We start from the raw sequence: 25,733 nt of genomic DNA, 5'->3' as shown, positions 1-25,733 counted from the left end.
GGGGGGGCCCCCCCCGGCCGTCTCCGCCCCCCCCCCGGGGCCCACCCCAAACAGCGGGATCAGTTTTGGGTTTTGGCCCCCCGGGGCGGGCCGGGGGGGCGGCCCCCCGGGCCCCGCCCCGGGACCGCGGCCGCCGTGCCCTCCCCCACGGGGCGCGGCGGCCGCATCCGCGCGTGCGGGGCACCCCTCACGACCTGGGGAGCAAGGCAGGGGCGGGCTCCCGACGCCCCGCGACTCCGCCTCCCGCGCCGTCGTCGGCCGCGGGGTTCCCCACCGTCTCGGCCCCGCTCGAACAGGGGAGGCCCCCGCGCCCCCACCCCCTCCTCCGCCCCGGACGCGAAGCCGCATGACGCCGCTCGCCGGTCCACCCTCTATCGCGCCCCAGGTCGTTAGGGTGGGCGCATGACGATGTACGCGGCGCTGCTGCGCGGAATCAACGTGAGCGGCCACAAACGGGTACCGATGGCCGAACTCCGCACGCTGCTCACCGAACTGGGTCACGGGGACGTCCGAACGCACCTGCAGAGCGGCAACGCCGTCTTCAGCAGCCCGTCGGACGACGCGGACGCGCTCGCCGCCGAACTGGAGCGGGCGATCGAAAAGCGATTCGGTTTCCCCGTACCCTGCCTGGTCCGGGACGGTTCCTACCTCGCCGCGGTCGCCGGGGCGTGCCCGTTCCCGGCGGCCGAACTCGCGGGCGGACACCTGCACATCACCTACTTCGGACAGCCGGTCGACCCGACGCGCTTCGACCGGATCGACCCGGCGTCCTTCCTCCCCGAGGAGTTCCGGCTCGGCGACCGGGCCCTCTACCTCTACGCCCCCGACGGGCTGGGACGGTCCAAACTCGCCGGCGCCCTGTCGCGCCCCTCCCTCACGGGGGACGTCGTCGCCACCTCCCGCAACTGGAACACCGTGCGCAAACTGGTGGAGATGACGACCCGGACCCCGGCCGCGCACCGCGGAGCCGACGCATGACCGAACCGTCCCCCGCGGTGGCCGCGGCGGTGGAGGGCGAGCTGCGCCTCCTGGACCCCGCGGTGCGCGCCTGTCCCGATGTCCTCGGCAGCCTGCTGCACCCGGACTACCGGGAGATCGACTCCGCCGGCCGGGTCTGGAACCGCGACGCGATGATCGCCTCGCTCACGGGCGAGGACGCCCCGCGCCCCGGCCCCCAGACCGCGTCCCTGATGCGGGGGACCCAACTGGACGGCGAACTGGTCCACCTCACCTACGACACCGAACGGAAGGGGCACCTCGCCCACCGCAGCTCGCTGTGGCTGCTCACCGGCACGGGGTGGGCGCTCTACTTCCACCAGGCGACGGCGTTCGCCCCCACCGACGCGTCCGGCGCTCCCGCCGCCGACGACTGAACCCGCCGGGCGGCGAGAGACCCGCCCGGGCGCATCGGGGCCCGTTCGACGGCGCCGGGCCCGTTCGGCGGCTTGCGGTGGAAGCCCACTCGACGGTGGGGACGCCGTACTCAGTGGTGGGCGCCCCGTCGCGCCCGAGCCGTCCAGCGGCCGTCCGTGCGGGAGATCGCCACCGGATGCCCGAAGCAGTCGCTCACCCGGTCGGTGGTCAGCACCCCGTCGGCGGGGCCCGACGCCAGGCACCGCCCACCGCGCAGCAGCATCGCGTGCGTGGTGGAGGCCGGCAACTCCTCCAAATGGTGGGTGACCAGCACGGTCGCCAGCCCCGGATGCTCCTCGCGCAAGGAGTCCAGGCTGTCCAGCAACTGTTCGCGGGCCGCCAGGTCCAGGCCGGTGGCGGGCTCGTCGAGCAACAACAGACGAGGTTCCGGCATCAGCGCGCGGGCGATCAGCGTCCGCCCCCGCTCGCCCTGCGACAGCGCGGGCCAGCGCGACGCCGTCTTCCCTCCCATGCCCAGGGTCTTCAGCAACGCGTCCGCCCGGTCCCGCTGCTCCTCGGTCGGCGACCAGCGCGGCACCGGCTCGACCGAGTTGGTCAGTCCGGTCAGCACCACCTCGCGCACCGACAGCGGCGAACGCAACGGGTGGCGCGGATTGATGTGCCCGAGCATCGAACGCAACTCCCGCAGATCGACCCGGCCCAGTGTGCGCCCGAGCACCTCGACCGTGCCCCGGGTGGGATGGCTGACCGCGCCGAGCAGGCCCAGCAACGTGCTCTTGCCCGCTCCGTTGGCTCCGAGCAGGGCCCAGTGCTCCCCGCCGCGCACGGTCAGCGACACGGAGTCGAGCAGGACGTTGCCATCCCGTACCAACGAGACGTCCACGGCCCGGATCACCGGCGCGGCAAGGGGATCGGGCGCGTCGGCAGGGGCGGGAACGGGAGCAGTGGTGTGCGTGGACACGTGCGGTTCAACTCCTTCGTGCGGGAAAGTCCTTCAGGCGGACGCGAGCCCCTCCAGCCGGTCCAGGTCCTCGGCGGACAACCGGATCTCCCGCGCTCCCAGGTTCTCCGAGAGATGGCGGGGCGAACCGGTGCCGGGGGTGGGGCACACAACGGAGGACCGGTGCAGCAGCCAGGCGAGGGCGATCTGCCCACGGGTGGCACCGTGACGGTCGGCGACATCGGTCAGCGATGCCGCCGCCTCGCCGGTCAGCGCACCGTTCGCCAGCGGGAACCAGGGCAGAAAGGCGAGACCACGGGCCTCGCACATCCTCAGCACGGCGTCCGACGAACGGTCGAGGAGATTGAAGCGGTTCTGCACCGAGGCGATCCCGGTCAGGGAGAGAGCCTGCTCCAACTGGTCGGCGCTGAGGGTGTCCAGACCGATGTACCGGATCTTACCCTCCCGCCTCAGGTCATCCAGGGCACCCAGCTGGTCGGCCATGGGTACGTCCGGATCCAGCCGGTGCAGCTGGTACAGATCGATCCGGTCCGTCCGCAGCCGACGCAGACTCGCCTCGCACATCGCCCGCAGCCGTTCCGGCCGGCCGGCGACGTGCCAGGCGCTGTCGCTCGTGCGCACCACCCCGCCCTTCGTCGCGATCACCAGATCGTCCCGGTAGGGGCGCAGGGCCTCGGCCACCAGCTCCTCGGCCAGGCCGGGGCCGTAGTTGTCGGCGGTGTCGATCAGTGTGACGCCCTGCTCGACGGCCGCGCGCAGCACCGCCACCGCGTCCGCCCGGTCACCACGCGGCCCCCAGTAGCCGGGGCCGGTGAGCTGCGCGGTCCCGTAGCCGAGACGCCGCACGGGAAGGTCGCCGCCGAGCAGGAAGACGTCGGCGGGGACGAGGGCGGGGGAATGCGAGTGAGACATGGAGGACATCGCCCAATGCTACGAGCCGGGGAGCGAGAGGGGGCGGGCCCGCGAGGCCCCGCGACTCAGCCTCCCGCGTTGTCGTCGGTCACGAGGTTCCCCATGTTCCCGGCCCCGCTCGCACAGGCGAGGCCCCATTCGCGCCGGCTCCCTCCTCCGTCCCGGGCCGATCGCCCGCATCCTCCCCTATTGACCATGCGGTCAAGTCGGATAGTGTTGACCGCATGGTCAATAGCATGGTGGGAGGCGAGCGCGAGCCGGCATCACCCGTGTCCTTATCGCTCGCGAGGGTAAGGCGACTGGTAGCCGCCTACGTGGCAGTGGCTTTGGGCACACCGGCGGCGTTGGCCGTCATGGCGGCGACGGCGCCACGTCTGGCGACCTCGGAGGCATGGGGGCACGCGGTGATCGTCGCCGTGTTCGCGATCGTGCTGCCCCTGCGGACGCGCGCCGCGCTCAGGGGGAGTGCCTCCGGTCTTCGCGCACTCACCGTCATCGGGTGCGTCCTGCTGGTGGTGAACCTCGTCGAGGCCGCGCTGCCCGGTGTCTTCCCTCCATGGATGCGCGTGGAGATGCTCGCCATCGCCGCGATGATGCTGATCCTCGCGGTCCTGTCGGTCCGGGTCGGCCGCAGCCGCCGGACGTTCGCCAAAGACCGGTCCGACGGTCCACAGTGACGGCATGGCTACTTCTTCCTCGCGCACCACAGGGCCGGGCACGCGTCGGCGGCGACTCGACGAGAACCGGCGCCGGGCTCAAATCATGACCGCGGCCGTGGAGGAACTCGCCGACTGCGGCTACGACGGCCTGTCGTTGACGCGCGTAGCCGAGCGGGCCGGCGTCTCCAAGGGGCTGATCTGGCACTACTTCGCCGACAAGGACGACCTGATGGAGTCCACGGCCAAGGCCGCGATGACCACCATCCGCGACCGCATCGCGAACTCGCTCGACCTGACCGAGCCCGTCCCGGACATCATCCGCGCAGCCCTGCGCCGCGTCGCGGCCTTGACCGTCACCCATCGCGGAGAACTCACCGCGCTCAACCGCATCACCCACAACCTGCGTCACCCCGACGGCACGCCGCGCCTGACACCCGAGGACTACGAAGAGACCTACCAAGCACAGGAATCGCTGTTCCGGCGCGGCCAAACCGAGGGAACACTGCGTGACTTCGACACCCGCGTGATGGCCATCACCTACCAGGGCGCGATCGACATGATGCTCGCACACCTCGGAACCCAGCACCCCCACATCGACCCCGACGACTACGCCGACAAACTCGCGGACATCCTCCTCGTCGGCATCCAGCGAAGCTGACTGGACGACACCTCGCCGTTCCTCCGGACCGGCTCGCCCCCGTACGGACGCCATGCCTCCCGGACCGCTGTCGCCTTTCTTCAATCCGGGCACGGGGGACCGGTCCTAACCTCGGGAGCATGAAGAACGAGCACGCTCACATGACCGAAGTCGCGGCCGAGGCGGCCCGAGTCGCCCGCTCCGTCCGCGCCGAACAACTCGACGAACCCAGCACCCCCTGCGGCGACTGGGGGCTGCGCGAACTCGTCAACCACTGGGTGCTCTACACCTCGCACGGGCTGGAGAGCCGCGCCCGGCGCGAGGACCTCTCCGACGAGCTCATCGCCCGCGACTTCACCGCCGACCCCGACTGGGCGCGGCGGTACGCGGAGCAGTTGGACCGCGCCGTCGCCGCCTGGTCGGACCCGGCCGCGTGGGACGGGGAGATCGACCTCGGAGGTTCGACCGTCCCCGCCGCGGACACCGCGGCGATGCTCATCGAGGAGACCGCCCTGCACACCTGGGACGTGGCCCGCGCCACCGGTCAGGAGTTCCGGCTCTCCGACGCCGCGGCCGGCTACCTCCTCGACGTGGTGGACGCGAACGCCGCGCTCTACCGGTCCTACGGCGGCTTCGCCGACGAGGTGGCGCTGCCCGCGCCGGCCTCCGTGCTCGAACGGGCTCTGGCGCACAGCGGACGCGACCCCCGGTGGACCAGCGGCTGACAGCCCCGCCGCGCAGTGCCCGTCGCACCAGGTCCGGCGGTGGGCGGTGCGCGGAGGACCGGGTGCCGAGGACGGCGCCCGGGGCCCGGAAACGGGGAAGCCCGGACGTCTGCCGAGGGGGAGAGGGACGGGGACGGGAGGCCGGGGCGGCCCCGGTCAGGCGCTGAGCGGGGCCGTGCGTGCCGTCGGGACGCGGGCCTCGTCGTACCGGTCCAGCAGCAGCCGCGCCAGCTCCGGTGACGCGCCGAGCACACCGGCCAGCACGTCCGCCCCGGCCGCGCCCGCGGCGATCCGGTCGGGGAGCCGGCCGGGGGCGATCACGTAGGGGGCCACCGCCACCCGACGCACCCCCTCGGCCCGCAGGGCCCGCACCGCGTCCGCGGTGCGGGGGAACCCTGCGGGAGAAGAGGCGGAGGCGAACGCAGGCCGCACGGCGCACCAACCGGTGTGCCGCAGCTCCCGCGCGATTTCAGCGATCACTGCGATCGCCTCCGGGTCCGTGGAGCCCGCCGAGGCCAGTACGAGACCGGTCGACGCCCGGTCGCCGGGGCGGACGCCGGCCTCGTACAGGCGTCGTTCCAGCGCCGCGTTCAGCAACGGGGACGGGCCGAGTACCCCCGCCCGGCGGATGCGCAGGCGGGGCAGTCGGGTCCGGGCCTCGCGCAGCACCGCCGGGATGTCCGACTTGGCGTGGAAGGCCCGGGTGAGCAGCAGCGGCAGCGCGACGACGTCCTCGGCGCCCTGTGCCGCAAGACGCTCCAACACCCTCGGTACGGAAGGGGCGTTGAAGTCGAGGAAGCCGGTCGCCACACGCAGCCCGGGCCGCAGCGCACGCGCTCGCGCGGTGAGCGCGTGCACGGTCGCCGCGTGCCGCGGATCGCGGCTGCCGTGGGCGATGACGAGGAGGACGGGGGCGGACATGGCTCTCAGCTCCTGACGAGGAGTCCGCGGCTGCGCAGCACCCACCGCTCCAGCGGACTGAAGATCAGCAGGTCGATCGCGATGCCGACGAAGAGGATCAGGATGATGGCGAGGAAGATGCCGGGCATGTCCGCGTTGTTGCGGCCGTTCTCCAGCAACTGCCCCAGCCCGAGCCCCAGATCGGGGGAGGACGCGATGATCTCGGCGGCCATCAGCGAGCGCCAGGAGAACGCCCAGCCCTGCTTGAGGCCGGCCAGGTAGCCGGGCAGCGCGGCGGGCAGCACGATGTGCCAGGTCCCGCGCAGACCGGTCGCGCCCAGGGTGCGGCCCGCCCTCAGGAACAGCGGCGGCACCTGGTCGACGCCGGACACCAGCCCGTTGGCGACCGAGGGCACGGCGCCCAGCAGGATCACCGCGTACATCATCCGGTCGTTGAGCCCGAGCCAGATCACGGCGGGCGCCACCCAGGCGACCGAGGGGAGGGACTGCAGCCCGGACAGGATCGGGCCGATCGCCGCCCGGACCAGCTTCACCCGGGCGACCAGCAGCCCCAGCGGAGTGCCGATCACCACGGCCAGCAGGAAGCCGAGCAGGCCGCGCGAGACGCTGGTCCAGATGACGTCCAGGAGCGTTCCCCGGAGCCACATGTCGGTGACGCTGTCCCACACCGCGGCCGGTGACGGCAACTTGTAGTCGTCGGTGACCTGGGCGCGGACGAGGAGTTGCCAGACGACGAGCACCAGGACGACCGCGAGGAGCGGTGGCAGCACCTTGCGCAGCAGCACCTCGCGCACCGGGGTGCGGCGCACCTTCACGGCGTCCAGGGCGTCGAGTCCCGCCTCCAGGCCCGCCAGGTCGTCGGGCTTGGTGTCAGTGCTGGCCATGGCGGCGGATCTCCCCACGGAGTTGTTCGGTGATCTCTACGGACAGTTCCGCTACCGCGTTGTCCTCGATGCGGCGCGGCTGCTCGATGTCGACGTGCCACTCCCGGGCGATCCGGCCGGGGCGGGACGACAGCAGGACGACGCGCTGGGCGAGTCGCACCGCCTCGCGCACGTTGTGCGTGACGAAGAGGACGGAGACGCTCGTCTCGTGCCAGATCCGGGTCAGCTCGTCGTGCAGTACGTCCCGGGTGATGGCGTCGAGCGCCGCGAACGGCTCGTCCATCAACAGCAGTTGGCTGTCCTGGGCGAGGGCGCGGGCCATCGCCACACGCTGCCGCATGCCGCCCGAGAGCTCGTGCACGCGCTTGTTGTGCGCCCCGCCCAGACGGACCAGCCCGAGCAGCCGTTCCGCCTCGTCGCGGCGTTCCGCCCTGGGCACGCCGCGCAGCCGCAGCGCGAGTTCGATGTTCTTGCCGGCGGTCAGCCAGGGGAACAGGGCGTGTTCCTGGAACATCAGGGCCGGCCGCCCGCCGGGCGTCTCGATGGATCCGGCGGTCGGGCGGTCGAGCCCGGCCACCAGGTTGAGCAGTGTGGACTTTCCGCATCCGGAGGCCCCCAGGAGGGTGACGAACTCGCCCGGCGCGACATCGAGCGAGATGTCGTCCAGGACGAGCTGCGGCCCCTCCGGTGTGCCGAAGGACTTGGAGACATGTGAGATACGGGCGGCGTGCCCGACCGCGGTGCGGTCCTCGGCCCTGGTGAGTGTGGTCGCCATGGTCGTCACCTCCTGGGGATCTGGATGTGGATCCTGGGTTCGGGCGGGGTTACTTGACGCCGAGTCCGGCGTCGGCGACCTCGGGCTTGCCCGCGGCCCCCAGGACCTTGTTCAGCGGCTTCAGGTCGTAGATTCCGTTGAGGTCGGGCTTGTCCAGCAGCCCGGCCTCGACGGCGTGTTCGGCCTGGGCGTCGAGCGTGGCGGCCAGCGGGTCGTCGGTGATCTGGATGGACTTCCACGCCGGGTCGAGGATCTCGGCGGGCAGCGGCTTGCCGGTCAGCTTCTTCAGGGCGGCGTTGGCGGACGCCTTCGCCTCATCGGGGTTGGCGTTGATCCACTCGTTGGTCCTCACCGAGCCGCGCAGGACCGCCTCGACGACGTCCGGGTGATCCCTCAGGAACTTCTGCGACACGATGATGTTGGTGATCACGAACTTGTTGTCCGGCCACAGCGACGACTCGTCGAGGAGTTCCTTCGCGCCCTCGGCGACCAGCTTGGACGCGGTGGGCTCGGGGACCCAGGCGCCGTCGATGGAACCGGACTTGAAGGCGTCCGGGGTCACCTTGTTGTCCGTGCGGACGACGGAGACGTCGCCCTTGCCGCTCTGGGCGTCGACCTTCCAGCCCTTCTCCGAGATCCAGTTGAGGAAGGCGACGTCCTGGGTGTTGCCGAGCTGCGGGGTGGCGATCTTCTTGCCCTTGAGGTCGTCCAGGGTCTTGATCTTCTTCGGGTCGACGACCAGCTTGACCCCGCCGGAGGCCGAACCGCCGATGATCCTCAGGCTCTTGCCCCTGGACTTGGTGTAGCCGTTGATGGACGGCGACGGGCCGATGAAGCCGATGTCGATCGAGTCGGCGTTCAGCGCCTCGATCTCGGACGGGCCCGCGTTGAACTGCGAGGTCCTCAGCCGGGTGCCGCCCAGTTCCTTCTGGAGGAGCCCCTCCTGGTCGCCGACCAGCGCGGTGGCGTGCGTGAGGTTCGGGAAGTAGCCGATGCGCACGGTGTCCGCGGAGAGCTTCTTCGCTCCGGCGGCGACGTCCGAGGAGCCGGAGTCGTCGTCGGCGGCGGATCCGTAGCCGCAGGCCGTGAGCGCGAGGGCGAGCAGCGGCAGTGCGGCGACGGCGGCCGGCCGGCGGTGCGCGGTGGTGCGGGGGGCAGGCACGGGAGGTGTTCCTCTCGTCGGCCCGGTGCTCACGTCCCTCGGGAATCGCGGGAACCGCGGGGATCTACGGGGACGTGGCCGGGAGGTCGGCGGGTTTTCGTCTGAACCGGCGGTGCGGGTCGTGCGGCTGGTGCGAGTGGGCGCGCGTGCGGTGCGCGTACGTCATCACGCACATCGCCCGACCCCGCCCTGACCGCTGCCGAGGGCCCCGCTGCCGACGCGGCCGCCCTCCTTCGCGAACGTGGAGTAGACGTCGTTGCTCATCAGAAGTCCCACGCGGCGTCGTCGTCCGCGGTGTCCGCCGCCCCGGCCGTGGTGGCGAAGGACTCGCCCGCCATGCCGGCCGTGAGCGTGGTGCCGTCCGCCGGGTCGATCAGCAGGAACGATCCGGTGCGCCGGGAGTCCGCGTAGGCGTCGAGCGCGAGCGGTTCCGCGGTGCGCAGGACCACCCGGCCGATGTCGTTGGCGACGAGCCGGCCCGGCGCCGGGTGCTGGGAGAGGTCGTCCAGCGTGAGGCGCGAGGGGATGTCCTTGACGAGCGCCTTGACGGTGCGGGTGGTGTGTTTGATCAGCACCCGGCGGCCGACGGTGAGCGGCTCGTCCGCGACATGGCAGACGGTCGCCTCGACGTCCTGGGTCACGGCCGGCGCGTCGCCGGACGGCGCGATCAGGTCGCCGCGCGAGATGTCGATGTCGTCGGCCAGCCGGAGCGTCACCGACTGCGGCGCCCAGGCGATGTCGACGCTCTCGCCGAGCGCGTCGATCGCGCTGATCGTCGACGTGCGGCCGGAGGGCAGGACCGTCACCGCCTCGCCGACACGGAGCGCGCCGGCCGCGATCTGGCCCGCGTAGCCCCGGTAGTCGGGGTGTTCGGCGGTCTGCGGCCGGATCACGTACTGGACCGGGAAGCGGGCGTGGCAGGCGGTGAGGTCGTGGCTGACCGGCACCGTCTCCAGGTGCTCCAGGACGGTCGGGCCGCCGTACCAGCCCATGTGCGAGGACGGTTCCACGACGTTGTCGCCGACCAGCGCGGAGATCGGGATCGCGGTGATCTCCGGGACGCCGAGCGATGCCGCGTACGCGGTGAACTCCTCGGCGATGGCGGCGAAGACGGGCTCGGTGTAGCCGACGAGGTCCATCTTGTTGACGGCGAGGACGACGTGCGGGACGCGGAGCAGGGCGGCGACGGCGGCGTGGCGGCGGGTCTGCTCGACGACGCCGTTGCGGGCGTCGACCAGGACGACGGCGAGCTCGGCCGTCGAGGCGCCCGTGACCATGTTCCGGGTGTACTGCACATGGCCCGGGGTGTCGGCGAGGATGAACCGGCGGCGCGTCGTCGCGAAGTAGCGGTAGGCCACGTCGATGGTAATGCCCTGCTCGCGTTCGGCCCGCAGACCGTCGGTCAGCAGCGCCAGGTCGGGGGCCTCCTGGCCGCGATTGCGGGAGGCGTGCTCCACGGCCTCCAACTGGTCCGTGAGGACCGACTTGGAGTCGTGCAGCAGACGCCCCACGAGGGTGGACTTGCCGTCGTCGACGGACCCCGCGGTGGCGAACCGCAGCAGGGTGGTGGCCGACAACTGCTCGCTGGTGATGGTCATCTAGAAGTACCCCTCGCGCTTGCGGTCTTCCATCGCGGCCTCGGACAGTTTGTCGTCGGCGCGGGTGGCGCCCCGTTCGGTGAGCCGGGAGGCGGCGATCTCGGCGATGACGGCGTCGAGCGTCGTCGCGTCCGAGTCGACGGCGCCGGTGCAGGACATGTCGCCGACCGTGCGGTAGCGCACCTGCCGGGACTCGACCCGCTCGCCCTCCGCGGGACCGCCCCAGTCGCCCGCGGTCAGCCACATCCCGGACCGGGCGAAGACCTCGCGCTCGTGGGCGAAGTAGATCTGCGGCAGCTCGATGCCCTCACGGGCGATGTACTGCCAGACGTCCAGCTCGGTCCAGTTGGATATCGGGAACACCCGGACGTGCTCGCCGGGCGCGTGCCGGCCGTTGTAGAGCTGCCACAGCTCGGGGCGCTGGCGGCGCGGGTCCCACTGGGAGAACTCGTCGCGCAGCGAGAACACCCGCTCCTTGGCGCGCGCCTTCTCCTCGTCGCGGCGCCCACCGCCGAACACGGCGTCGAAGCGGTGCTGCTGGATGGCCTCGGTCAGCGGCACGGTCTGGAGCGGATTGCGGGTGCCGTCGGGACGTTCGCGGAGCTTCCCGGCGTCGATGTACTCCTGCACCGAGGCGACGTGCAGCCGCAGTCCGTGCCGGGCGACCGCGCGGTCGCGGTACTCCAGCACCTCCGGGAAGTTGTGCCCGGTGTCGACGTGCAGCAGGGCGAACGGCACCGGCGCGGGCGCGAACGCCTTGAGCGCCAGGTGCAGCATCACGATGGAGTCCTTGCCGCCGGAGAACAGGATCACCGGCCGCTCGAACTCGCCCGCCACCTCGCGGAAGATGTGCACCGCCTCGGACTCCAGGGAGTCCAGGTGGCTCAGTGCGTACGGGCTGCCCATGCCCTCCGACACGTTCGCGACGGTCGTCACGCCGCACCCCTCTCGCTCAGCAGCGCGTACAGCTCCGCCGCGGACTCCTGCACGGTCTGCCGGTGCGACTCGATCCGCAGGTCCGGCGACTCGGGCGCCTCGTACGGGTCGTCGACCCCGGTCAGCCCGCTGATCTCGCCCGCCGCCTGCTTGGCGTAGAGCCCCTTCACATCGCGTACGGAGCACACCTCGACCGGGGTCGCGACGTGCACCTCCAGGTACGGGGTGCCCTCCGCCCGGTGCCGCGCGCGGACCGCGTCCCGGCTGTCCGCGTACGGGGCGATGACCGGGACCAGCACCTTCACGCCGTTGGCCGCGAGCAGTTCGGCGACGAAGCCGATCCGCTGCACATTGGTGTGGCGGTCCTCGCGGGAGAAGCCGAGACCGGCGGAGAGGAACTCCCGGATCTCGTCCCCGTCGAGCACCTCCACGCGGTGGCCCTCGCCGCGCAGCCTCCCGGCGAGCTCGTAGGCGATGGTGGTCTTGCCCGCGCTCGGCAGACCGGTGAGCCAGACGGTGGCTCCCGTCTCCGTCACGCTCATCGAAATCTCCTGATCAGTCGTCATCAGTCGTGCAGCCCGCACTCGGTCTTGCCCCGGCCGGACCAGCGCCCGGCGCGGGCGTCCTCGCCCGCCCGCACCCGGCGGGTGCAGGGCGCGCAGCCGACGGACGCGTAGCCGTCCATCAGCAGCGGGTTGGTGAGGACGCCGTGCTCGGCGACGTACGCGTCGACGTCGTCCTGGGTCCAGCGGGCGATGGGGGAGACCTTGACCTTGCGCCGCTTCTCGTCCCAGCCGACGACCGGGGTGTGCGCCCGGGTGGGGGACTCGTCGCGGCGCAGCCCGGTCGCCCAGGCCGTGTACCGGGTCAGGCCCTCCTGGAGGGGCCGGACCTTGCGCAGCCGGCAGCACAGGTCGGGGTCGCGGTCGTGCAGCCTCGGCCCGTACTCGGCGTCCTGTTCGGCGACGGTCTGCCGCGGGGTGAGGGTGAGGACACGGACGTCCATCACCGCCTCGACCGCGTCGCGGGTGCCGATCGTCTCCGGGAAGTGGTAGCCGGTGTCGAGGAAGACCACGTCGACACCGGAGCGGACACGCGAGGCGAGGTGCGCGACGACCGCGTCCTCCATCGACGAGGTGACGCAGAAACCCTCGCCGAAGGTGTCGACGGCCCACCGGAGGATCTCCGTCGCGGAGGCGTCCTCCAGCTCCCGCCCGGCCCGCCCGGCGATCTCCCGCAGCTCCCCGGCGTTCGCGCCGATGATTCGACTGTCCGTCATGTCCCGTCCCCTTCCACGTCGTCGCGCTGAAGGCCCCGGGTCAGCAGGCCCAGGAACCGCAGCTGGAACGCGCGGTTGCAGGAGGCGCATTCCCAGGCGCCGTGCCCGTTCTCGTGCGGGCGCAGGTCCTCGTCGCCGCAGTACGGGCAGTGGAACGGCGCGGCGCGTTCGCTCACGACAGCGACTCCGCCCCGGCCCGCGCCGCCCAGGTGGCGAACCGTTCGCCGTCCTCGCGCTCCGCCTGGAAGCGTGACAGCACGCGCTCGACGTAGTCGGGCAGTTCGGCCGCGGTGACCTTCAGGCCGCGCACCTTGCGGCCGAACCCGGCCTCCAGGCCGAGCGCGCCGCCCAGGTGGACCTGGTAGCCCTCCACCTGGTTGCCGTCGGCGTCCAGCAGCAACTGGCCCTTGAGACCGATGTCGGCGGTCTGGATGCGGGCGCAGGCGTTGGGACAGCCGTTGAGGTTGATGGTGAGCGGCTCGTCGAAGTCCGGGAGCCGGCGTTCCAGTTCGTCGATCAGCGAGGCGCCGCGCCCCTTCGTCTCGACGATGGCCAGCTTGCAGAACTCGATGCCGGTGCAGGCCATCGTGCCGCGCCTGAACGGTGACGGCCTCACCTGGAAATCGAGCGCCTCCAACCCGGCGACCAGCGATTCCACCCGGTCCTCGGCGACGTCGAGAATGATCATCTTCTGTTCGACGGTGGTGCGCAGCCGGTCCGAGCCGTGCGCGGCGGCCAGATCGGCGATCTTGGCCAGGGTGGAGCCGTCCACCCGGCCGACCCGGGGGGCGAACCCGACGTAGAAGCGGCCGTCGTTCTGCGGGTGCACGCCGATGTGGTCGCGCCAGCGGCTGCTGGGCTGCTCGGGCGCGGGTCCGTCGACCAGCGGACGCCTGAGGTACTCGTCCTCCAGCACCTGGCGGAACTTCGCCGGGCCCCAGTCGGCCATCAGGAACTTCAGCCGGGCCCGGTTGCGCAGCCGCCGGTAGCCGTAGTCGCGGAAGATGCCGACGACCCCGGCCCAGACGTCGGGGACCTCGGCCAGCGGCACCCAGGCGCCCAGCCGTTCGGCGAGCCGCGGGTTGGTGGAGAGCCCGCCGCCGACCCACACGTCGAAGCCCGGACCGTGCTCGGGGTGGACCACACCGACGAACGCGATGTCGTTGATCTCGTGCACCACGTCCTGGACCGGGGAGCCGGAGATCGCGGTCTTGAACTTGCGCGGCAGGTTGGAGAATTCCTTGTTGCCGATGTAACGGTCGTGGATCTCGTCGACCGCGGGGGTCCCGTCGACGATCTCGTCGGCGGCGATGCCCGCCACCGGGGAGCCGATGATCACGCGGGGGCAGTCGCCGCACGCCTCGGTGGTGGAGAGCCCGACGGCCTCCAGCTTCTCCCAGATCGCCGGGACGTCCTCGATGCGGATCCAGTGCAGCTGGATGTTCTGCCGGTCGGTGATGTCCGCGGTGCCGCGGGCGTACTCCTGCGAGATCTCGCCGATCACCCGCAGTTGCGCGGTGGTGAGCCGGCCGCCGTCGATGCGCACCCGCAGCATGAAGTACCTGTCGTCCAGCTCCTCGGGGGCCAGGACGGCCGTCTTGCCGCCGTCGATCCCGGGCTTGCGCTGGGTGTACAGACCCCACCAACGCATGCGCCCGCGCAGGTCGTTGGGGTCGATCGAGTCGAATCCGCGCTTGGCGTAGATCGTCTCAATACGTGTCCGCACATTGAGACCGTCGTCGTCCTTCTTGAACTGCTCGTTGCCGTTGAGCGGAGTGTGGTGTCCGACGGCCCACTGTCCCTCGCCACGGTGGCGCCCGGCCTTGCGGCGGGCCGTGGCGGTGGTGGGCTGATCCGGGCTGGCGGCCATGAAGATACGTCCTTCGGGACTGCAGGAGGGCGGCTCTGAACTGCACACTCGCGGTGAGGCGCGGCGGTGCGCAGGAGGTACGGAGGGGCGCTGGAAAACAGCGGAACGCGGCGGTGCTGGGACTCTCAGCTCGCCGGACAGATGGCGCTGGACATGCGGCCGAGGTCGACGTGACGTCGACTCACCAAGGCGGTTCCAGTTCCGGACATGGCGAAAGCGTGGCACGCGGATCTCGGGCCAGTCCACCACCATCCATGATGCGGACGTGAAAGTCCCGCGATGCGAGACGGTGTGGTGCCGATCACTCTCCGTGCGCGGTTCGTCGTGCCGGTATCGGCCCGCCCGGTCCGCCGGCCCCCGGCGGACCGGGGGCCGGGCGCTACCGCTCCGCCCCCGGCCAGGGCCCCGGAGTCGCGACCACCGGTTCGAGTTCCACCGTCGTGTCGAAGAGCCGGAAGCCCCGCCGCAGATAGTTGTCCATGGCGTGCGGACCGTCCTTGGAGCAGGTGTGCAGCCACACGCGCTTCGTCGGTGTCCGCTCCGGCCAGCGCTCCGCCAGGTCCCAGGCGCGGGCGACACCGTACGACAGCAGGTGGCCGCCGATCCGGCGCCCCCGGAAGGCGGGTATCAGCCCGAAGTACATGATCTCGACGACGCCGTCGTCCCCCGGATCCAGCTCGATGTACCCGGCCGGGGTGCCGTTCTCGTACGCCACCCAGGTCTCCGCCCCCGGGCGGTCCAGCGCCTCCTGCCACTGTGCGTACGTCATCGCGAGCCGGTCCGTCCACCGGATGTCGCCGCCGACCGCCGTGTACAGGAACCGGCTGAACTCGGGCGACGGCACCGCGGACCGCACGATCCGCACATCGCCCTCGGGGACCGCGGCGGGGCGCAGGTCGTCGGGGGAGGTCTGTTCCAGGGACCAGACGGTCACCTCGGCGGTGGGGGCGGTGGGGGCGGTGGCGGTGGTGCTGCGTGCGGGGCTGTTCATGGCTGCCAGGGAACCATGCCCCGCGTCCCGCGCCCAAGCCGGTCCGCCGTGCGCGCCGAACCGAGCCGGTCCGCCGTGCGCGCCGAACCGGGCCGGTCCGCCGGGCAGGCTGCCGGTCCCGGGCGGCGTCCCGTTCAGGCGGTGCGCGCCGTGACCACCACCGGGGCCGTCGAACGCGGCAGCAGATCGGCGGGCTGATCGGGGTGGATCACCTCCACCTCGACCCCCTCGCCGAAGCGGTACGGGCGGTGCGCCAGCACCTGGGCGAGATGGCGGCGGATCCGCGAGATCTCCGCCCGCACCGTCACCGTCCGGGTCGCGTCGCCGAAGACATCCTGCGCCAGTTCGGACGCCGTACGCCCCTCGCGGTGCAGTGCCAGGGCGTACAGCAGCTCCGCGTGGCGCGGCGAGAGCCCCCGCGTCCACGTACCCACGGTGCCCACCACACTGACCGAGAGCCGGTGCGGACGGCTCAGGTCGAGCACCACCCGCTGCCGCGGCCCGTCCCCGTCCCCGGGCCCGTCCGCGACCCGCACCAGCCAGCCCCCGGGCAGCGGTTCCACCTCGCACATGCCGAGCGACGGCAGCCAGATCCGGCCGGGCCGCATCGACTTGGGCAGCGGCAGCCGCTCCACCGGAGGCATCCCGGTCACCGCGGCCAGCCAGCCGTGCACGTCCACCGCCGCGGCCCGGCCGCCCAGCCGGCACAACAGCGGCGCCGCCACCGAACGCAGCCGGTCGATGGCGCGCAGGTGCCGGTTCCTCAGCTCGCTCTCGGCCAGCCTGGCCACCGAACCGACAAGTGCCAGCGAGGTCGGATGGAAGGTGGACGCCGGACCGCTCAGGTCGACGACCCCCATCAGCCGGCCGTCCCGCGGATCACGGACCGGGGCCGCCGCGCACGTCCAGTCGTGCAGACGGCGCACGAAATGCTCCGAGGAATGGACCTGGACCGGTGCGCGCGCGACCAGCGCCGTGCCGATCGCGTTCGTCCCCGTGCTCTCCTCCGCCCACGTCGCCCCCTCGGCCAGGCAGATGCTGTCCGCCCGCCGCAGCACCCGTGTGCTGCCGCGGCGCCACAGCACCCTGCCCTCCACATCCGTGACCACCACGATCTGCTGGGCGGCCTCGGCGAGCGACACCAGACTCTCGTTCAGCAGCGGCATCACCTCGCCCAGCGCCGACGTGCGGCGCCGGCGTTCGACCTCGTCCCGCTGGAGCAGCACGCTCTCGGTGGACTGGTCGGGATCGAGACCGCTGCGCAGCACACGGTCCCAGGAGGCGCCGATCTCGGCGCGGAGGGCGGCCGGCGCGGCGTCGCCCGCGAGTTTCGCCTCCCTGGCCCGGTGGGTCCCGTGCTGGGCCCGGGCGGACTGCGGGACAGCCGAACGTGTCACCTCGGCAGCGCGTGCATCCACTCTCGTACCCCCAACGCCAGGGCCGGCCCGATGGCCCGCCGGCCCATCCTGCCCCGCCGGGGGGCCCGATACCGTGCTCTCCACATAATGGCTGCAACCCTTTGCAACTCTGGCGAGAGGGTGCGGGTCCGTACGAGAGTGGCGGAACACCGTGCGGCGGCGCCTGTGCCCCGTCGAGCGGTGTGTACTGCGTGGAGGGTGGTGCCGTGTCGGCGCAGCACCACCCTCCGTCGCTCTTCTCCCGGGCGTGTCGCCCGCCCGTTTCATCCGCCCATGTCCGGTAAGTGTCCGGTGTCGCCGGAGTCGGCCCCGTGGCCGTGAAGCGTCGGGGGCGACGGTCCCGGCAGGCCCGGTCAGCAGCTCTCGCGCTCGACGGGACGGGCCCGTTCCACCACCGAGGCCAGGTCGAGGCTGTGCGGCAGCGTCCCGAACGCCGCGCCCCCGTCCCCGCCCAGTCGTGACGCGCAGAACGCGTCGGCGACCTCCGGCGGGGCCCAGCGGACCAGCAACGACCCCTGGAGCACCGTCGCCATCCGCTCGGCCAGGCGCCGGGCCCGCGCCTCGATCCCCTCCAGATCGGCCAGCTCCGCCAGCATGTCCCTGATCGCCCCGTCCAGCCGGTGATCGGCCCCGCGCGCCCGGCCGATCTCCCGGAGGAACGCGTTCAGCGCGGTCGGCTCGCGCCGCAGCGCCCGCAGCACGTCGAGCGCCTGGACGTTCCCCGAGCCCTCCCAGACCGAGTTGAGCGGCGCCTCCCGCAGCAGCCGGGGCATCCCGGACTCCTCGACGTAGCCGTTGCCGCCCAGGCATTCCAGCGCCTCGGCCACCACCGGCGCGCACCGTTTCGTCACCCAGTACTTCGCCGCGGGCACCGCGATCCGCAGGAAGGCCCGCTCGTCCTCGGTGTCCGCGTCGTACGCCGCCGCCAGCCGCATCGCCAGAACCGTCGCTGCCTCCGACTCCAGCGCCAGGTCGGCCAGCACATTGCGCATCAGCGGCTTCTCGATCAGCACCCCGTCGTACACGCGGCGGTGCGCGCAGTGGTGGATCGCCTGCGCCACCGCCTGCCGCATCAACGCCGCCGAGCCGGTCACACAGTCCACCCGGGTCGCCGCCACCATCTCGATGATGGTGCGCACCCCGCCCCCCTCGTCACCGACCCGGCGCGCCCACGTCCCGTCGAACTCGACCTCGGCCGAGGCGTTCGACCGGTTGCCCAGCTTGTCCTTCAGCCGCTGGATCGCGAACGGGTTGCGGGTGCCGTCCGGCAGCACCCGGGGCAGCAGAAAGCAGGTGAGACCGCCCGGTGCCTGCGCCAGCACCAGGAACGCGTCGGACATCGGCGCGGAACAGAACCACTTGTGTCCGGTGAGGAGGTACTCGCCCTCGGCGGACAGCGGCTCGGCCCGGGTCGTGTTGGAGCGCACGTCCGTGCCGCCCTGCTTCTCCGTCATGCCCATCCCGAACAGCGCCCCGGCCTTTTGCGCGGCCGGGCGCAGCCCCTGCTCGTACACCGTCGAGGTCAGCAGCGGCTCCCACTCCGCCGCCAGCGCCGGATCGGTGCGCAGCGCGGGCACCGCCGCGTGCGTCATCGACAGCGGGCAGCCGTGGCCCGCCTCGACCTGCGTCCACACCAGGAAACCCGCCGCCCGCCGCACATGACCGCCCGGACGGCTCCACGCGCCGGTCAGACCGGCACCGACCGCGTGCCCCAGCAACCGGTGCCAGGACGGATGGAACTCCACCTCGTCGATGCGATGACCGTAGCGGTCGTGGGAACGCAGGACCGGCGGATTCTCGTTCGCCCGCGCCCCCCACGCCTGCGTCTGCGCGGAACCGGCGGACCTGCCCAGTTCACCGAGTTCGGCCCGGGCCCCGGCCAGCAGTTCGGACGGAAGATGGCGCCGGACCGCCTCGGAGAGGGCGAGGTCTGCGGCGTAGACGTCGTAGCCGACGAGCGGCGGTGCCTGATTGAACACGGTGTGGGTGGAGGGTGCCATGCCGATACGGTAAAGACGTGCAGGCAGCAAATGAAACACCCGAGCGGCCACCGGGGCGGCTCCACCGTGCCCGGGTTCTCTACCGCAACGTGTCCAAGCGCCAGATGGTCTGGCAGCTGCTCAAGGACACCGTCAACTCGTGCATGGAGTACCGCATTCTGGGACTCGCCGCCGAGGCGGCGTTCTTCACCCTGCTGTCCCTGCCCCCGCTGCTCCTCGGCCTCATCGGGCTGCTCGGCTACGTCGACGAGTGGACCAGCACCACCACGGTCGCCTCCATCGAGCGCAACATCCTCAACGCCGCGCAGACGGTGCTCAGCGAGCGGGGTGTGAACGACTTCGCCAAGCCGCTGCTGGCGGACGTCACCACCGGTGCCCGGCCCGACGTCATCTCGATCGGCTTCGCGATCGCGCTCTGGTCCGGATCCCGGGCGGTCAACGTCTTCATCGACACGATCACCGTGATGTACGGCCTCGACGGCCAGCGCGGCATCGTCAGGACCCGGCTGCTCGCCTTCCTGCTCTACGTGGTCGCGCTGCTGCTGGGCGCCGTCGTACTGCCGCTGCTCGTGGTCGGCCCGGACCGGGTCGTGGAGTTCGTGCCGTGGGGCACCGAGATCATCAGCATCCTGTACTGGCCCCTGGTGATCCTGCTGTCGATCGCCTTCCTGACGACGCTCTACCACGTGTCCGTGCCGGTGCGTTCGCCGTGGATAGAGGACATGCCGGGCGCGCTGGTGGCGCTCGCGATGTGGGTGCTCGGCAGTTTCCTGCTGCGGATCTACCTCACCAGCACCGTCGAGGGGCCCACGATCTACGGCTCGCTGGCGGCCCCGATCGCGGTCCTGCTGTGGATCGGCGTCTCCGCGTTCGCGGTGCTGGTCGGCGCTGCGGTCAACGCCGCCATCGACCGGGTGTGGCCCTCGCTGGCGACGGCCGCGGCACGTGCCGCCAACGACCGGGTACGGGCCGCCCAGGCCGCGGAACTTGTCGCGCGGTCCCAGGCGGAGCGGGAGGAGGAGGACGGCGATGTCGACGAGGACGAGGACAGCCCCTACATGCCCTCCGAGTTCCCGGAGCGCTGGTCGAGGTTCCTGCCGCCGGAGGACGTGAAGTCGAGGTTCCAGCCGGGCCGCGACAAGGAGCCGGACAAGGAACCCCACAAAGATCCGCAGAAGGAACCGCACGAGGATTCGCGCAGGCCGGAGGGACCGCCCGGGGACTGAGTCCTCCGGGGCCGGGCCGTTCCCGGGACGGTCCTCAGCCGGCCGGTGCGGGGGGCGGCACGGGTGCGGACGGTGGCGGGACGACGGGGGACGGCGGGGGCGCCGGGGCCGGTACGGGCGCGGCCGCGGGCGGCGGTGGGGCCGGGGTCCGCGTCTCGCCGGGGGACCAGGACAGCTTGACCACCAGATGGCCCTCGACCGCGCTCTTGGCGATCACGGCCCCGGCCTCCGCGGTGATCTTCACCCCGAACTCCAGCTCCACACCGTCCGGTTTGAGGACCCCGTCCCGGAACACCGCGAGCGCGGACTCGGCCGCCGAGCGGATTCCCGTGAGCGCGCTGTCGAATGTGCGGCCCGCTCTGGCCAGGACGTTGTCCTCGCCCAGCGCGACCAGGTTCGCGCCCGGCGTGTGCCGGTCGACCTCGACGGTCACCGTCGCGCCGCTGTCGGTGGTGAACTCCATCAGTGCCGTCATGACCCGCCCCCGGAAGCCGATTGCGTCGGACGACGAGACTAGCGTGCGGGGCATGGGGGACAGGTACGAAGAGTGGAATGCGCGGCTCGACGGCGCTGTGCTGTGGACGCTGCGCGTGCCGGAGGGCGCGGTCCATCCGGTGCTGCCCGACGGGTGCATGGACCTGCTCTGGATCGACGGACGGCTGAGCGTCGCGGGCCCCGACACCCGTGCTCTCGTCCCTGCCCCGGGCGTCGGCGGGCGGTACGCCGGGATGCGCTTCGCGCCCGGGACGGCGCCCGCGCTCCTCGGCGTACCGGCCCACGAACTGCGCGACCGCCGGGTCGACCTCGCCGATCTGTGGCCGGGCGCCCGGGTCCGCGTCCTCAACGAACGACTCGCCGAGGCCGCCGAACCGGCGACCGCGCTGGAGGCGATCGCCCTGCGGCGGGCGGCCGCCACCGGGCCGCCCGACCCGCTCATGCGGTCGGTCGCGGCACAACTCGACGCGGGCCGTTCCGTCGCGGACACCGCCCGCCGCGCCGGTCTCGGCGCCCGGCAGCTGCACCGCCGGTCGCTCGCGGCCTTCGGCTACGGGCCCAGGACACTCGCGCGGATCCTGCGGTTGCAACGCGCGCTCGCCCTCGTGCGGTCCGGCACCCCGTATGCCGAGTCGGCGGTCCTGGCGGGGTGCGCCGACCAGGCCCACCTCGCCCGGGAGATGCGGGAACTGGCCGGGACGACCCTGACCGCCCATCTCGCTTCGAGGTGAGGGTGGTGCGGTGCGGTGCGGGCTTCGCGCCGGTGCGGGGGACGGCACCGGGCGGCCGGGAACCCCCAGAGGGCGTCGGGTGGCCTCTGACCGGGCGGCCCCGTCCCGGCAGGCGCGCTTCCGGTGTTGCCGGAACGACCGGGCGGCTCCGCCACCGGGCCCTCCCGGCGCCCTGGAACCGCTCGCGCCGTGCCGCGTCCGCCTTCCGGCCGAAGGCCACCCGGCAGGCTCTCAGCCGCGGTCGGCGAAGAGCGACACCGCACAGCCGTCCGGGTCGAGGACCATCGCGTACCGCTGCCCCCACACCGCGTCCCACGGTTCGAGGTGACCCCGGTACCCGGCGCCGGTCAGGTCCCGGTACACCGCGTCGACCTCCGCCGGACCGTCGCAGCGGAAGGCGAGCCCGAGACGCTCCCCGCCGCGCGGCGCCGTCCATGCGGGGTCGTACGAGCGGACGACGTCCTCGGTGTCCCAGAGCAGACGTTGCCCGCCGGGGAGCGTCACCTCGACGTGGGGTGAGGATTCCGCGTCGGCGGGGATGCCGAGGCCGAGACGGCGGTAGAACGTGAGCGACGCGGCCAGATCCGCGGTGATGAGGCCGATCGCGTCCATGCGTGGAGTCATGACCCGACCGTAGGCCGGTGCCGCGGCGGGGTCTTGTACGAATCGGACACCGCCGGTGCCGGGCCCTCGGCGCGCGGAGGGCCGGTGCCCGGCACGGGCGGCGTCCGGCGTGCGGCCCGCTTCCGCGCGGTGCCGGACCGGATGTCTACGCGGTGCCCGGACCGGAAACGCAGTCGGCGGGCGAGGTTCCGGGGTCGGTCAGCGCGAGACCGAGCTGGGCGCGCTCGGTCACCCACCGGCCCGGGCGGTGGCGCGGGTCGCCCGTCGTGCGGTGCAGCGCCCGGTGCAGCTCCAGCATCCGGGCGGCACCGACCCGGTCGCCCCAGGCCAGCGGTCCGACCGGGTAGCCGAGCCCGGTCGTGACGGCCAGATCGATATCGGCGGGGGCGGCGAGGGAGCGTTCCGCGATCGACGACGCCACCGACACGATCGAGGCGAGCAACCGCTGCGCGACCGAGCCCGCCGTGTCCCGTACCACCGAGACCGGGTACGGATCGCCGCCGTCCGCCGCCCGGGCCAGCACCGCGCGGGCGTCGCGCGCGGCCTGCGGGTCCGCCGCCGGGGTCACGGCCAGCACCCGGCGCCGTCCGGCCGGCGGCAGCGGATCGGTCCCGAAGGCGCGTTCCGGGGGCAGCCCGTGGGCTTCCACCGCCGAGGCCACCGTGGTGCCCCAGACCGGGACCAGCACGACGGCCCCGCCGGACGGTTCCACGCCCGTCTCGACGACGGCGCCCGCGTCGGTCAGGGCCTCGCGCAACGCCACCGCGTCCCCGTCCCGCGGGCCCGCCCCGTGGACGAACACCGGACGGTCCGCGTCGCCCGTGACCGGGGCCTCCGGGACCGGGGCGGCGGCCCCGGGGCCGTACTCGAACCAGCCGCGCCCGGTCTTGCGGCCGTGCAGCCCGGCGGCCACCCGGTTCGGCGTCAGGAAGGAGGGGCGGAGGCGGTCCTCGTACCGGAACCCCTCCCAGATCGAGTCGATCACCGCGGCCGTCACATCCAGACCGGTGAGGTCCATCAGTTCGAACGGGCCCATCCGGAGCCCGAGCACGTCACGGGCGATCCGGTCGATCTCCGCCGGCTCGGCGACGGTCTCCTCCAGCAGCGCGAGAGCCTCGGTCACCAGACCGCGACCGGCGTGATTGATCAGGAAACCGGGGGTGTCGGCGACCGTGACGGCACGATGCCCGCAGCCCTCGACGAACGCGGTGAGGGCCGGTGGGATGTCCGGCCGGGTGGCCGCGCCCGGCACGATCTCGACGATCCGCATCAGCGGCACCGGGTTGAAGAAGTGCAGCCCGGCCATGCGGCCCGGGTCCTTCAGCGCGGCGGCGATCCGGGTGACCGACAGGGACGAGGTGTTGGTCGCGAACACGGCCGTCGAGGGCAGTACCCGTTCGAGGCGGCCCAAGACCTCCGTCTTGGTGCCGAAGTCCTCCCGGACCGCCTCGACGACCAGTTCGACGTCCGGGCCCGCCGTCCACGGGTCGTCCAGCGGGACCAGCCGCCCCCCGGCGGCGGCGGCGTCCTCGGCGGACATCCGGCCCTTCCGCACGGCCCGTTCGAGCATGTCCCGGACGAAATCCGCGGCGGCGGTCACCGCTTCCGTGCGCGCGTCGCACAGTTCGACGGTGTGTCCGGCGGTCGCCGCCCACTGGGCGATGCCGCGGCCCATGGCCCCGGCGCCGACGATCCTGATACGCATGGCGGTTGCGGTCCTCTCGGCGAGTGACAAGTGATCCGTCCCCGCGACGATAGACGCGGCCCGGAACCATGTCCCCGTTGGCGGCCATTGATCGTCGTCCCCGGCCGAAATAGAGTCGCGTCGAGACGTCGGAACGATGGACCGGCGTGGCGGATTCCGGTCGGTGGGCGGCCGGTCCGATCGTCCGGGAGGGCAGATGGGAGCCGCGTCATCCGTGGTGGAGACGCGTCACGTCCCCGACCCGGGGCCACCGGACGGCGGACCGCCCCGGCCCCGGCCCCGTCCTCGGTTCCGGCCCTGTTCCCGTACCCGGCCCGGGCTCCGTTCCCGGCCCCGTCGCGGGGCGCGGGGACCGGCGACGCGCCCCTCGCCCCGTGGACGTCACGCCGCACCCGTGCCATCGAAAGGGCGGATCGCACGCCCCTCGCCACCGAAAGGTCATGCCGTGCCCGACCAGCAGTCCGACATCGTCATCTGCGAACCGCTGCGCACCCCGATCGGCCGCTTCGGCGGAGTGTTCGCCCGGCAGACCCCGGCGGCCCTCGCCGCACGCGTCGTCGCCGAGGTGGTCGCCCGCACCGGGGTCGCCCCCGAGGCGGTCGACGAGGTGATCCTCGGGCACGCCTACCCGAGCGCCGAGGCGCCCGCCATCGGGCGGGTCGCCGCCCTCGACGCCGGGCTGCCCGAGACCGTCACCGGCACCCAGATCGACCGCCGGTGCGGCTCCGGTCTCCAGGCCGTCCTGGACGCGGCGATGCAGATCAGGGCCGGTTTCAGCGACATCGTCGTCGCGGGAGGTGTCGACGTGATGAGCGCGGCCCCCTACTTCACGCACGAGGGCCGCTGGGGCATCAAGGGCCCCGGCCTCCAGCTCCACGACGCGCTGGTCCGCGGCAGGGCCACCGCCGGCGGCGTCAACCACCCCGTCCCGGGCGGCATGATCGAGACCGCCGAGAACCTGCGGCGCGCGTACGGCATCAGCCGCGCCGACCAGGACGCCCTCGCCCTGCGCTCGCAACGACGCGCCGGCCGGGCGGCGGCGGAGGGACGCTACGACGCCGAGATCGTTCCGGTCACCGTACGGACCCGCAAGGGCGAGACGGTCGTCACCGCGGACGAGCACCCCCGCCCGGACACCACCGCCGGACAACTCGCCGCGCTGCGCCCGGTCATGGCCGGGACCGATCCGGAGGCAACCGTCACCGCGGGCAACGCCAGCGGGCAGAACGACGCGGCCGCCGCCTGCCTGGTGACCAGCGCCGCCACCGCCGAACGGCTCGGCCTCGTCCCGCTGGTCCGGCTCGTCTCCTTCGCCCGGGCGGGGGTGCCCGCCGCGACCATGGGCATCGGCCCCGTACCGGCCGCGCGGGCCGCCCTCGAACGTGCCGGACTCACTTTCGCCGACCTCGACCTGATCGAGATCAACGAGGCGTTCGCCGCTCAAGTGCTGGCATGCACAAGGGAGTTGGGTCTTGGCGAGACCGACCACGAGCAGCGTGTCAACGTCAACGGCTCCGGTGTCTCGCTCGGCCACCCGGTCGGTGCGACCGGTGCCCGGATCCTTGCCACCCTGGCCCGGGAGCTGCACCGCCGGGAGGCCCGGTACGGGCTGGAGACGATGTGCATCGGCGGGGGGCAGGGCCTCGCCGCGGTCTTCGAGCGCGTCGCGGCCTGAGCCCCGGGACCGGGGCCGTACCGCCGAAGGGAGAGCGATGGACGACGGGCGGCCGCGGGCCCCGGGGGCCCGCCCGCTCGGCCGGGCGCGCCCCCGGCCGCGCCGCCCCGGCGCGTGGGGCGGCGACCGGAACCGGTGGCCGGGATCCCGTCGGCGGGAACTCCGTCGGCGGGGA

25 protein-coding genes and 1 pseudogene are annotated in these 25,733 nt (G+C 72.7%); 8 read left to right on the top strand and 18 right to left on the bottom strand.

The features are described from left to right. The first annotated feature begins 402 nt into the window (after nucleotides 1-402). Together ACF1CT_RS10910 and ACF1CT_RS10905 are read left to right on the top strand one after the other, a co-directional pair. Nucleotides 403-978, top strand: coding sequence for a DUF1697 domain-containing protein (locus ACF1CT_RS10910; RefSeq protein ID WP_391783488.1), 576 nt, complete (start codon nucleotides 403-405; stop codon nucleotides 976-978). Beyond that, entirely contained in the window at nucleotides 975-1,373 is a 399-nt protein-coding gene (locus ACF1CT_RS10905) for a DUF4440 domain-containing protein (RefSeq protein ID WP_391783487.1), read from the top strand. Before ACF1CT_RS10910 ends, ACF1CT_RS10905 begins: the two co-directional genes overlap by 4 nt. Nucleotides 1,374-1,483: 110 nt before the next feature. On the opposite strand, the gene ACF1CT_RS10900 is transcribed toward ACF1CT_RS10905, so the two are convergent. Further along, nucleotides 1,484-2,335, bottom strand: coding sequence for an ABC transporter ATP-binding protein (locus tag ACF1CT_RS10900; RefSeq protein ID WP_391783486.1), 852 nt, complete (start codon nucleotides 2,333-2,335; stop codon nucleotides 1,484-1,486). A gap of 33 nt (nucleotides 2,336-2,368) precedes the next feature. Then, nucleotides 2,369-3,247, bottom strand: a complete 879-nt coding sequence (locus tag ACF1CT_RS10895; RefSeq protein ID WP_391783701.1) for an aldo/keto reductase — start codon at nucleotides 3,245-3,247, stop codon at nucleotides 2,369-2,371. Nucleotides 3,248-3,561: 314 nt separating this feature from the next. Here ACF1CT_RS10895 and ACF1CT_RS10890 point away from each other — a divergent pair, with 314 nt between their 5' ends. From ACF1CT_RS10890 to ACF1CT_RS10880, 3 genes are all read left to right on the top strand, one after another. Beyond that, nucleotides 3,562-3,924, top strand: a complete 363-nt coding sequence (locus ACF1CT_RS10890) for a hypothetical protein (RefSeq protein WP_391783485.1) — start codon at nucleotides 3,562-3,564, stop codon at nucleotides 3,922-3,924. A gap of 4 nt (nucleotides 3,925-3,928) precedes the next feature. After that, complete coding sequence (locus ACF1CT_RS10885; RefSeq protein WP_391783484.1) at nucleotides 3,929-4,564, top strand: TetR/AcrR family transcriptional regulator; 636 nt, start codon at nucleotides 3,929-3,931, stop codon at nucleotides 4,562-4,564. A gap of 119 nt (nucleotides 4,565-4,683) precedes the next feature. After that, nucleotides 4,684-5,268, top strand: a complete 585-nt coding sequence (locus ACF1CT_RS10880; protein ID WP_391783483.1) for a TIGR03086 family metal-binding protein — start codon at nucleotides 4,684-4,686, stop codon at nucleotides 5,266-5,268. Between the two features lie 156 nt (nucleotides 5,269-5,424). On the opposite strand, the gene ACF1CT_RS10875 is transcribed toward ACF1CT_RS10880, so the two are convergent. The 13 genes from ACF1CT_RS10875 to ACF1CT_RS10815 form a co-directional block, all read right to left on the bottom strand. Beyond that, entirely contained in the window at nucleotides 5,425-6,189 is a 765-nt protein-coding gene (locus tag ACF1CT_RS10875; RefSeq protein ID WP_391783482.1) for a sirohydrochlorin chelatase, read from the bottom strand. A gap of 5 nt (nucleotides 6,190-6,194) precedes the next feature. After that, entirely contained in the window at nucleotides 6,195-7,073 is an 879-nt protein-coding gene (locus tag ACF1CT_RS10870) for an ABC transporter permease (protein ID WP_391783481.1), read from the bottom strand. After that, the gene (locus ACF1CT_RS10865) at nucleotides 7,060-7,848 is read right to left on the bottom strand and encodes an ABC transporter ATP-binding protein (RefSeq protein ID WP_391783480.1); all 789 of its coding nucleotides are present in this window, start codon (nucleotides 7,846-7,848) and stop codon (nucleotides 7,060-7,062) included. Before ACF1CT_RS10865 ends, ACF1CT_RS10870 begins: the two co-directional genes overlap by 14 nt. A gap of 49 nt (nucleotides 7,849-7,897) precedes the next feature. Beyond that, nucleotides 7,898-9,010: an aliphatic sulfonate ABC transporter substrate-binding protein gene (locus ACF1CT_RS10860; RefSeq protein ID WP_391783479.1), complete on the bottom strand. Its 1,113-nt coding sequence runs from the start codon at nucleotides 9,008-9,010 to the stop codon at nucleotides 7,898-7,900. A gap of 263 nt (nucleotides 9,011-9,273) precedes the next feature. After that, nucleotides 9,274-10,608: a sulfate adenylyltransferase subunit 1 gene (locus tag ACF1CT_RS10855; protein ID WP_391783478.1), complete on the bottom strand. Its 1,335-nt coding sequence runs from the start codon at nucleotides 10,606-10,608 to the stop codon at nucleotides 9,274-9,276. Beyond that, nucleotides 10,609-11,544: a sulfate adenylyltransferase subunit CysD gene (gene cysD / locus ACF1CT_RS10850; RefSeq protein WP_391783477.1), complete on the bottom strand. Its 936-nt coding sequence runs from the start codon at nucleotides 11,542-11,544 to the stop codon at nucleotides 10,609-10,611. Then, on the bottom strand, nucleotides 11,541-12,086 hold the full coding sequence (cysC, locus tag ACF1CT_RS10845; RefSeq protein WP_391783476.1) for an adenylyl-sulfate kinase: 546 nt from the start codon (nucleotides 12,084-12,086) through the stop codon (nucleotides 11,541-11,543). The genes cysD and cysC overlap by 4 nt, the downstream gene beginning before the upstream one ends. A 23-nt stretch (nucleotides 12,087-12,109) precedes the next feature. Then, nucleotides 12,110-12,823: a phosphoadenylyl-sulfate reductase gene (locus ACF1CT_RS10840; RefSeq protein WP_391783475.1), complete on the bottom strand. Its 714-nt coding sequence runs from the start codon at nucleotides 12,821-12,823 to the stop codon at nucleotides 12,110-12,112. Then, a complete protein-coding gene (locus ACF1CT_RS10835) occupies nucleotides 12,820-12,999 on the bottom strand; it encodes a hypothetical protein (protein WP_391783474.1) in 180 nt (59 codons plus the stop codon). Before ACF1CT_RS10835 ends, ACF1CT_RS10840 begins: the two co-directional genes overlap by 4 nt. Then, entirely contained in the window at nucleotides 12,996-14,693 is a 1,698-nt protein-coding gene (locus tag ACF1CT_RS10830) for a nitrite/sulfite reductase (protein WP_391783473.1), read from the bottom strand. Before ACF1CT_RS10830 ends, ACF1CT_RS10835 begins: the two co-directional genes overlap by 4 nt. 379 nt (nucleotides 14,694-15,072) lie before the next feature. Further along, the gene (locus ACF1CT_RS10825) at nucleotides 15,073-15,684 is read right to left on the bottom strand and encodes a GNAT family N-acetyltransferase (RefSeq protein WP_391783472.1); all 612 of its coding nucleotides are present in this window, start codon (nucleotides 15,682-15,684) and stop codon (nucleotides 15,073-15,075) included. Between the two features lie 134 nt (nucleotides 15,685-15,818). Further along, nucleotides 15,819-17,081, bottom strand: a complete 1,263-nt coding sequence (locus ACF1CT_RS10820; RefSeq protein WP_391783471.1) for a GAF domain-containing protein — start codon at nucleotides 17,079-17,081, stop codon at nucleotides 15,819-15,821. 374 nt (nucleotides 17,082-17,455) lie between these two features. After that, nucleotides 17,456-19,102, bottom strand: coding sequence for an acyl-CoA dehydrogenase family protein (locus ACF1CT_RS10815; protein ID WP_391783470.1), 1,647 nt, complete (start codon nucleotides 19,100-19,102; stop codon nucleotides 17,456-17,458). Nucleotides 19,103-19,119: 17 nt separating this feature from the next. Here ACF1CT_RS10815 and ACF1CT_RS10810 point away from each other — a divergent pair, with 17 nt between their 5' ends. Then, nucleotides 19,120-20,328, top strand: coding sequence for a YihY/virulence factor BrkB family protein (locus ACF1CT_RS10810; protein WP_391783469.1), 1,209 nt, complete (start codon nucleotides 19,120-19,122; stop codon nucleotides 20,326-20,328). A gap of 139 nt (nucleotides 20,329-20,467) precedes the next feature. Here the strand turns inward: ACF1CT_RS10810 and ACF1CT_RS10805 are convergent. After that, a pseudogene (locus ACF1CT_RS10805) lies at nucleotides 20,468-20,803 on the bottom strand (CU044_2847 family protein); the annotation flags it as partial. 52 nt (nucleotides 20,804-20,855) lie between these two features. Here ACF1CT_RS10805 and ACF1CT_RS10800 point away from each other — a divergent pair. After that, nucleotides 20,856-21,554: a DUF6597 domain-containing transcriptional factor gene (locus ACF1CT_RS10800; protein ID WP_391783468.1), complete on the top strand. Its 699-nt coding sequence runs from the start codon at nucleotides 20,856-20,858 to the stop codon at nucleotides 21,552-21,554. Nucleotides 21,555-21,785: 231 nt separating this feature from the next. On the opposite strand, the gene ACF1CT_RS10795 is transcribed toward ACF1CT_RS10800, so the two are convergent. Together ACF1CT_RS10795 and ACF1CT_RS10790 are read right to left on the bottom strand one after the other, a co-directional pair. Next, nucleotides 21,786-22,178 (bottom strand): VOC family protein, encoded by a 393-nt coding sequence (locus tag ACF1CT_RS10795; protein ID WP_391783467.1) that lies wholly within the window; start codon nucleotides 22,176-22,178, stop codon nucleotides 21,786-21,788. A gap of 145 nt (nucleotides 22,179-22,323) precedes the next feature. Beyond that, complete coding sequence (locus tag ACF1CT_RS10790) at nucleotides 22,324-23,883, bottom strand: 3-hydroxyacyl-CoA dehydrogenase (protein WP_391783466.1); 1,560 nt, start codon at nucleotides 23,881-23,883, stop codon at nucleotides 22,324-22,326. 445 nt (nucleotides 23,884-24,328) lie between these two features. Between ACF1CT_RS10790 and ACF1CT_RS10785 the strand changes: the two genes are divergently transcribed. Beyond that, nucleotides 24,329-25,558 (top strand): acetyl-CoA C-acetyltransferase, encoded by a 1,230-nt coding sequence (locus ACF1CT_RS10785; RefSeq protein ID WP_391783465.1) that lies wholly within the window; start codon nucleotides 24,329-24,331, stop codon nucleotides 25,556-25,558. The last annotated feature ends 175 nt before the right edge of the window (nucleotides 25,559-25,733 follow it).

It is taken from the genome of Streptomyces sp. NPDC014734, from assembly GCF_043083325.1.
Classification (GTDB): Bacteria; Actinomycetota; Actinomycetes; order Streptomycetales; family Streptomycetaceae; genus Streptomyces.
Note: the sequence above shows the minus strand (reverse complement) of the source record. Positions and strands in the feature narration are given on the sequence as shown.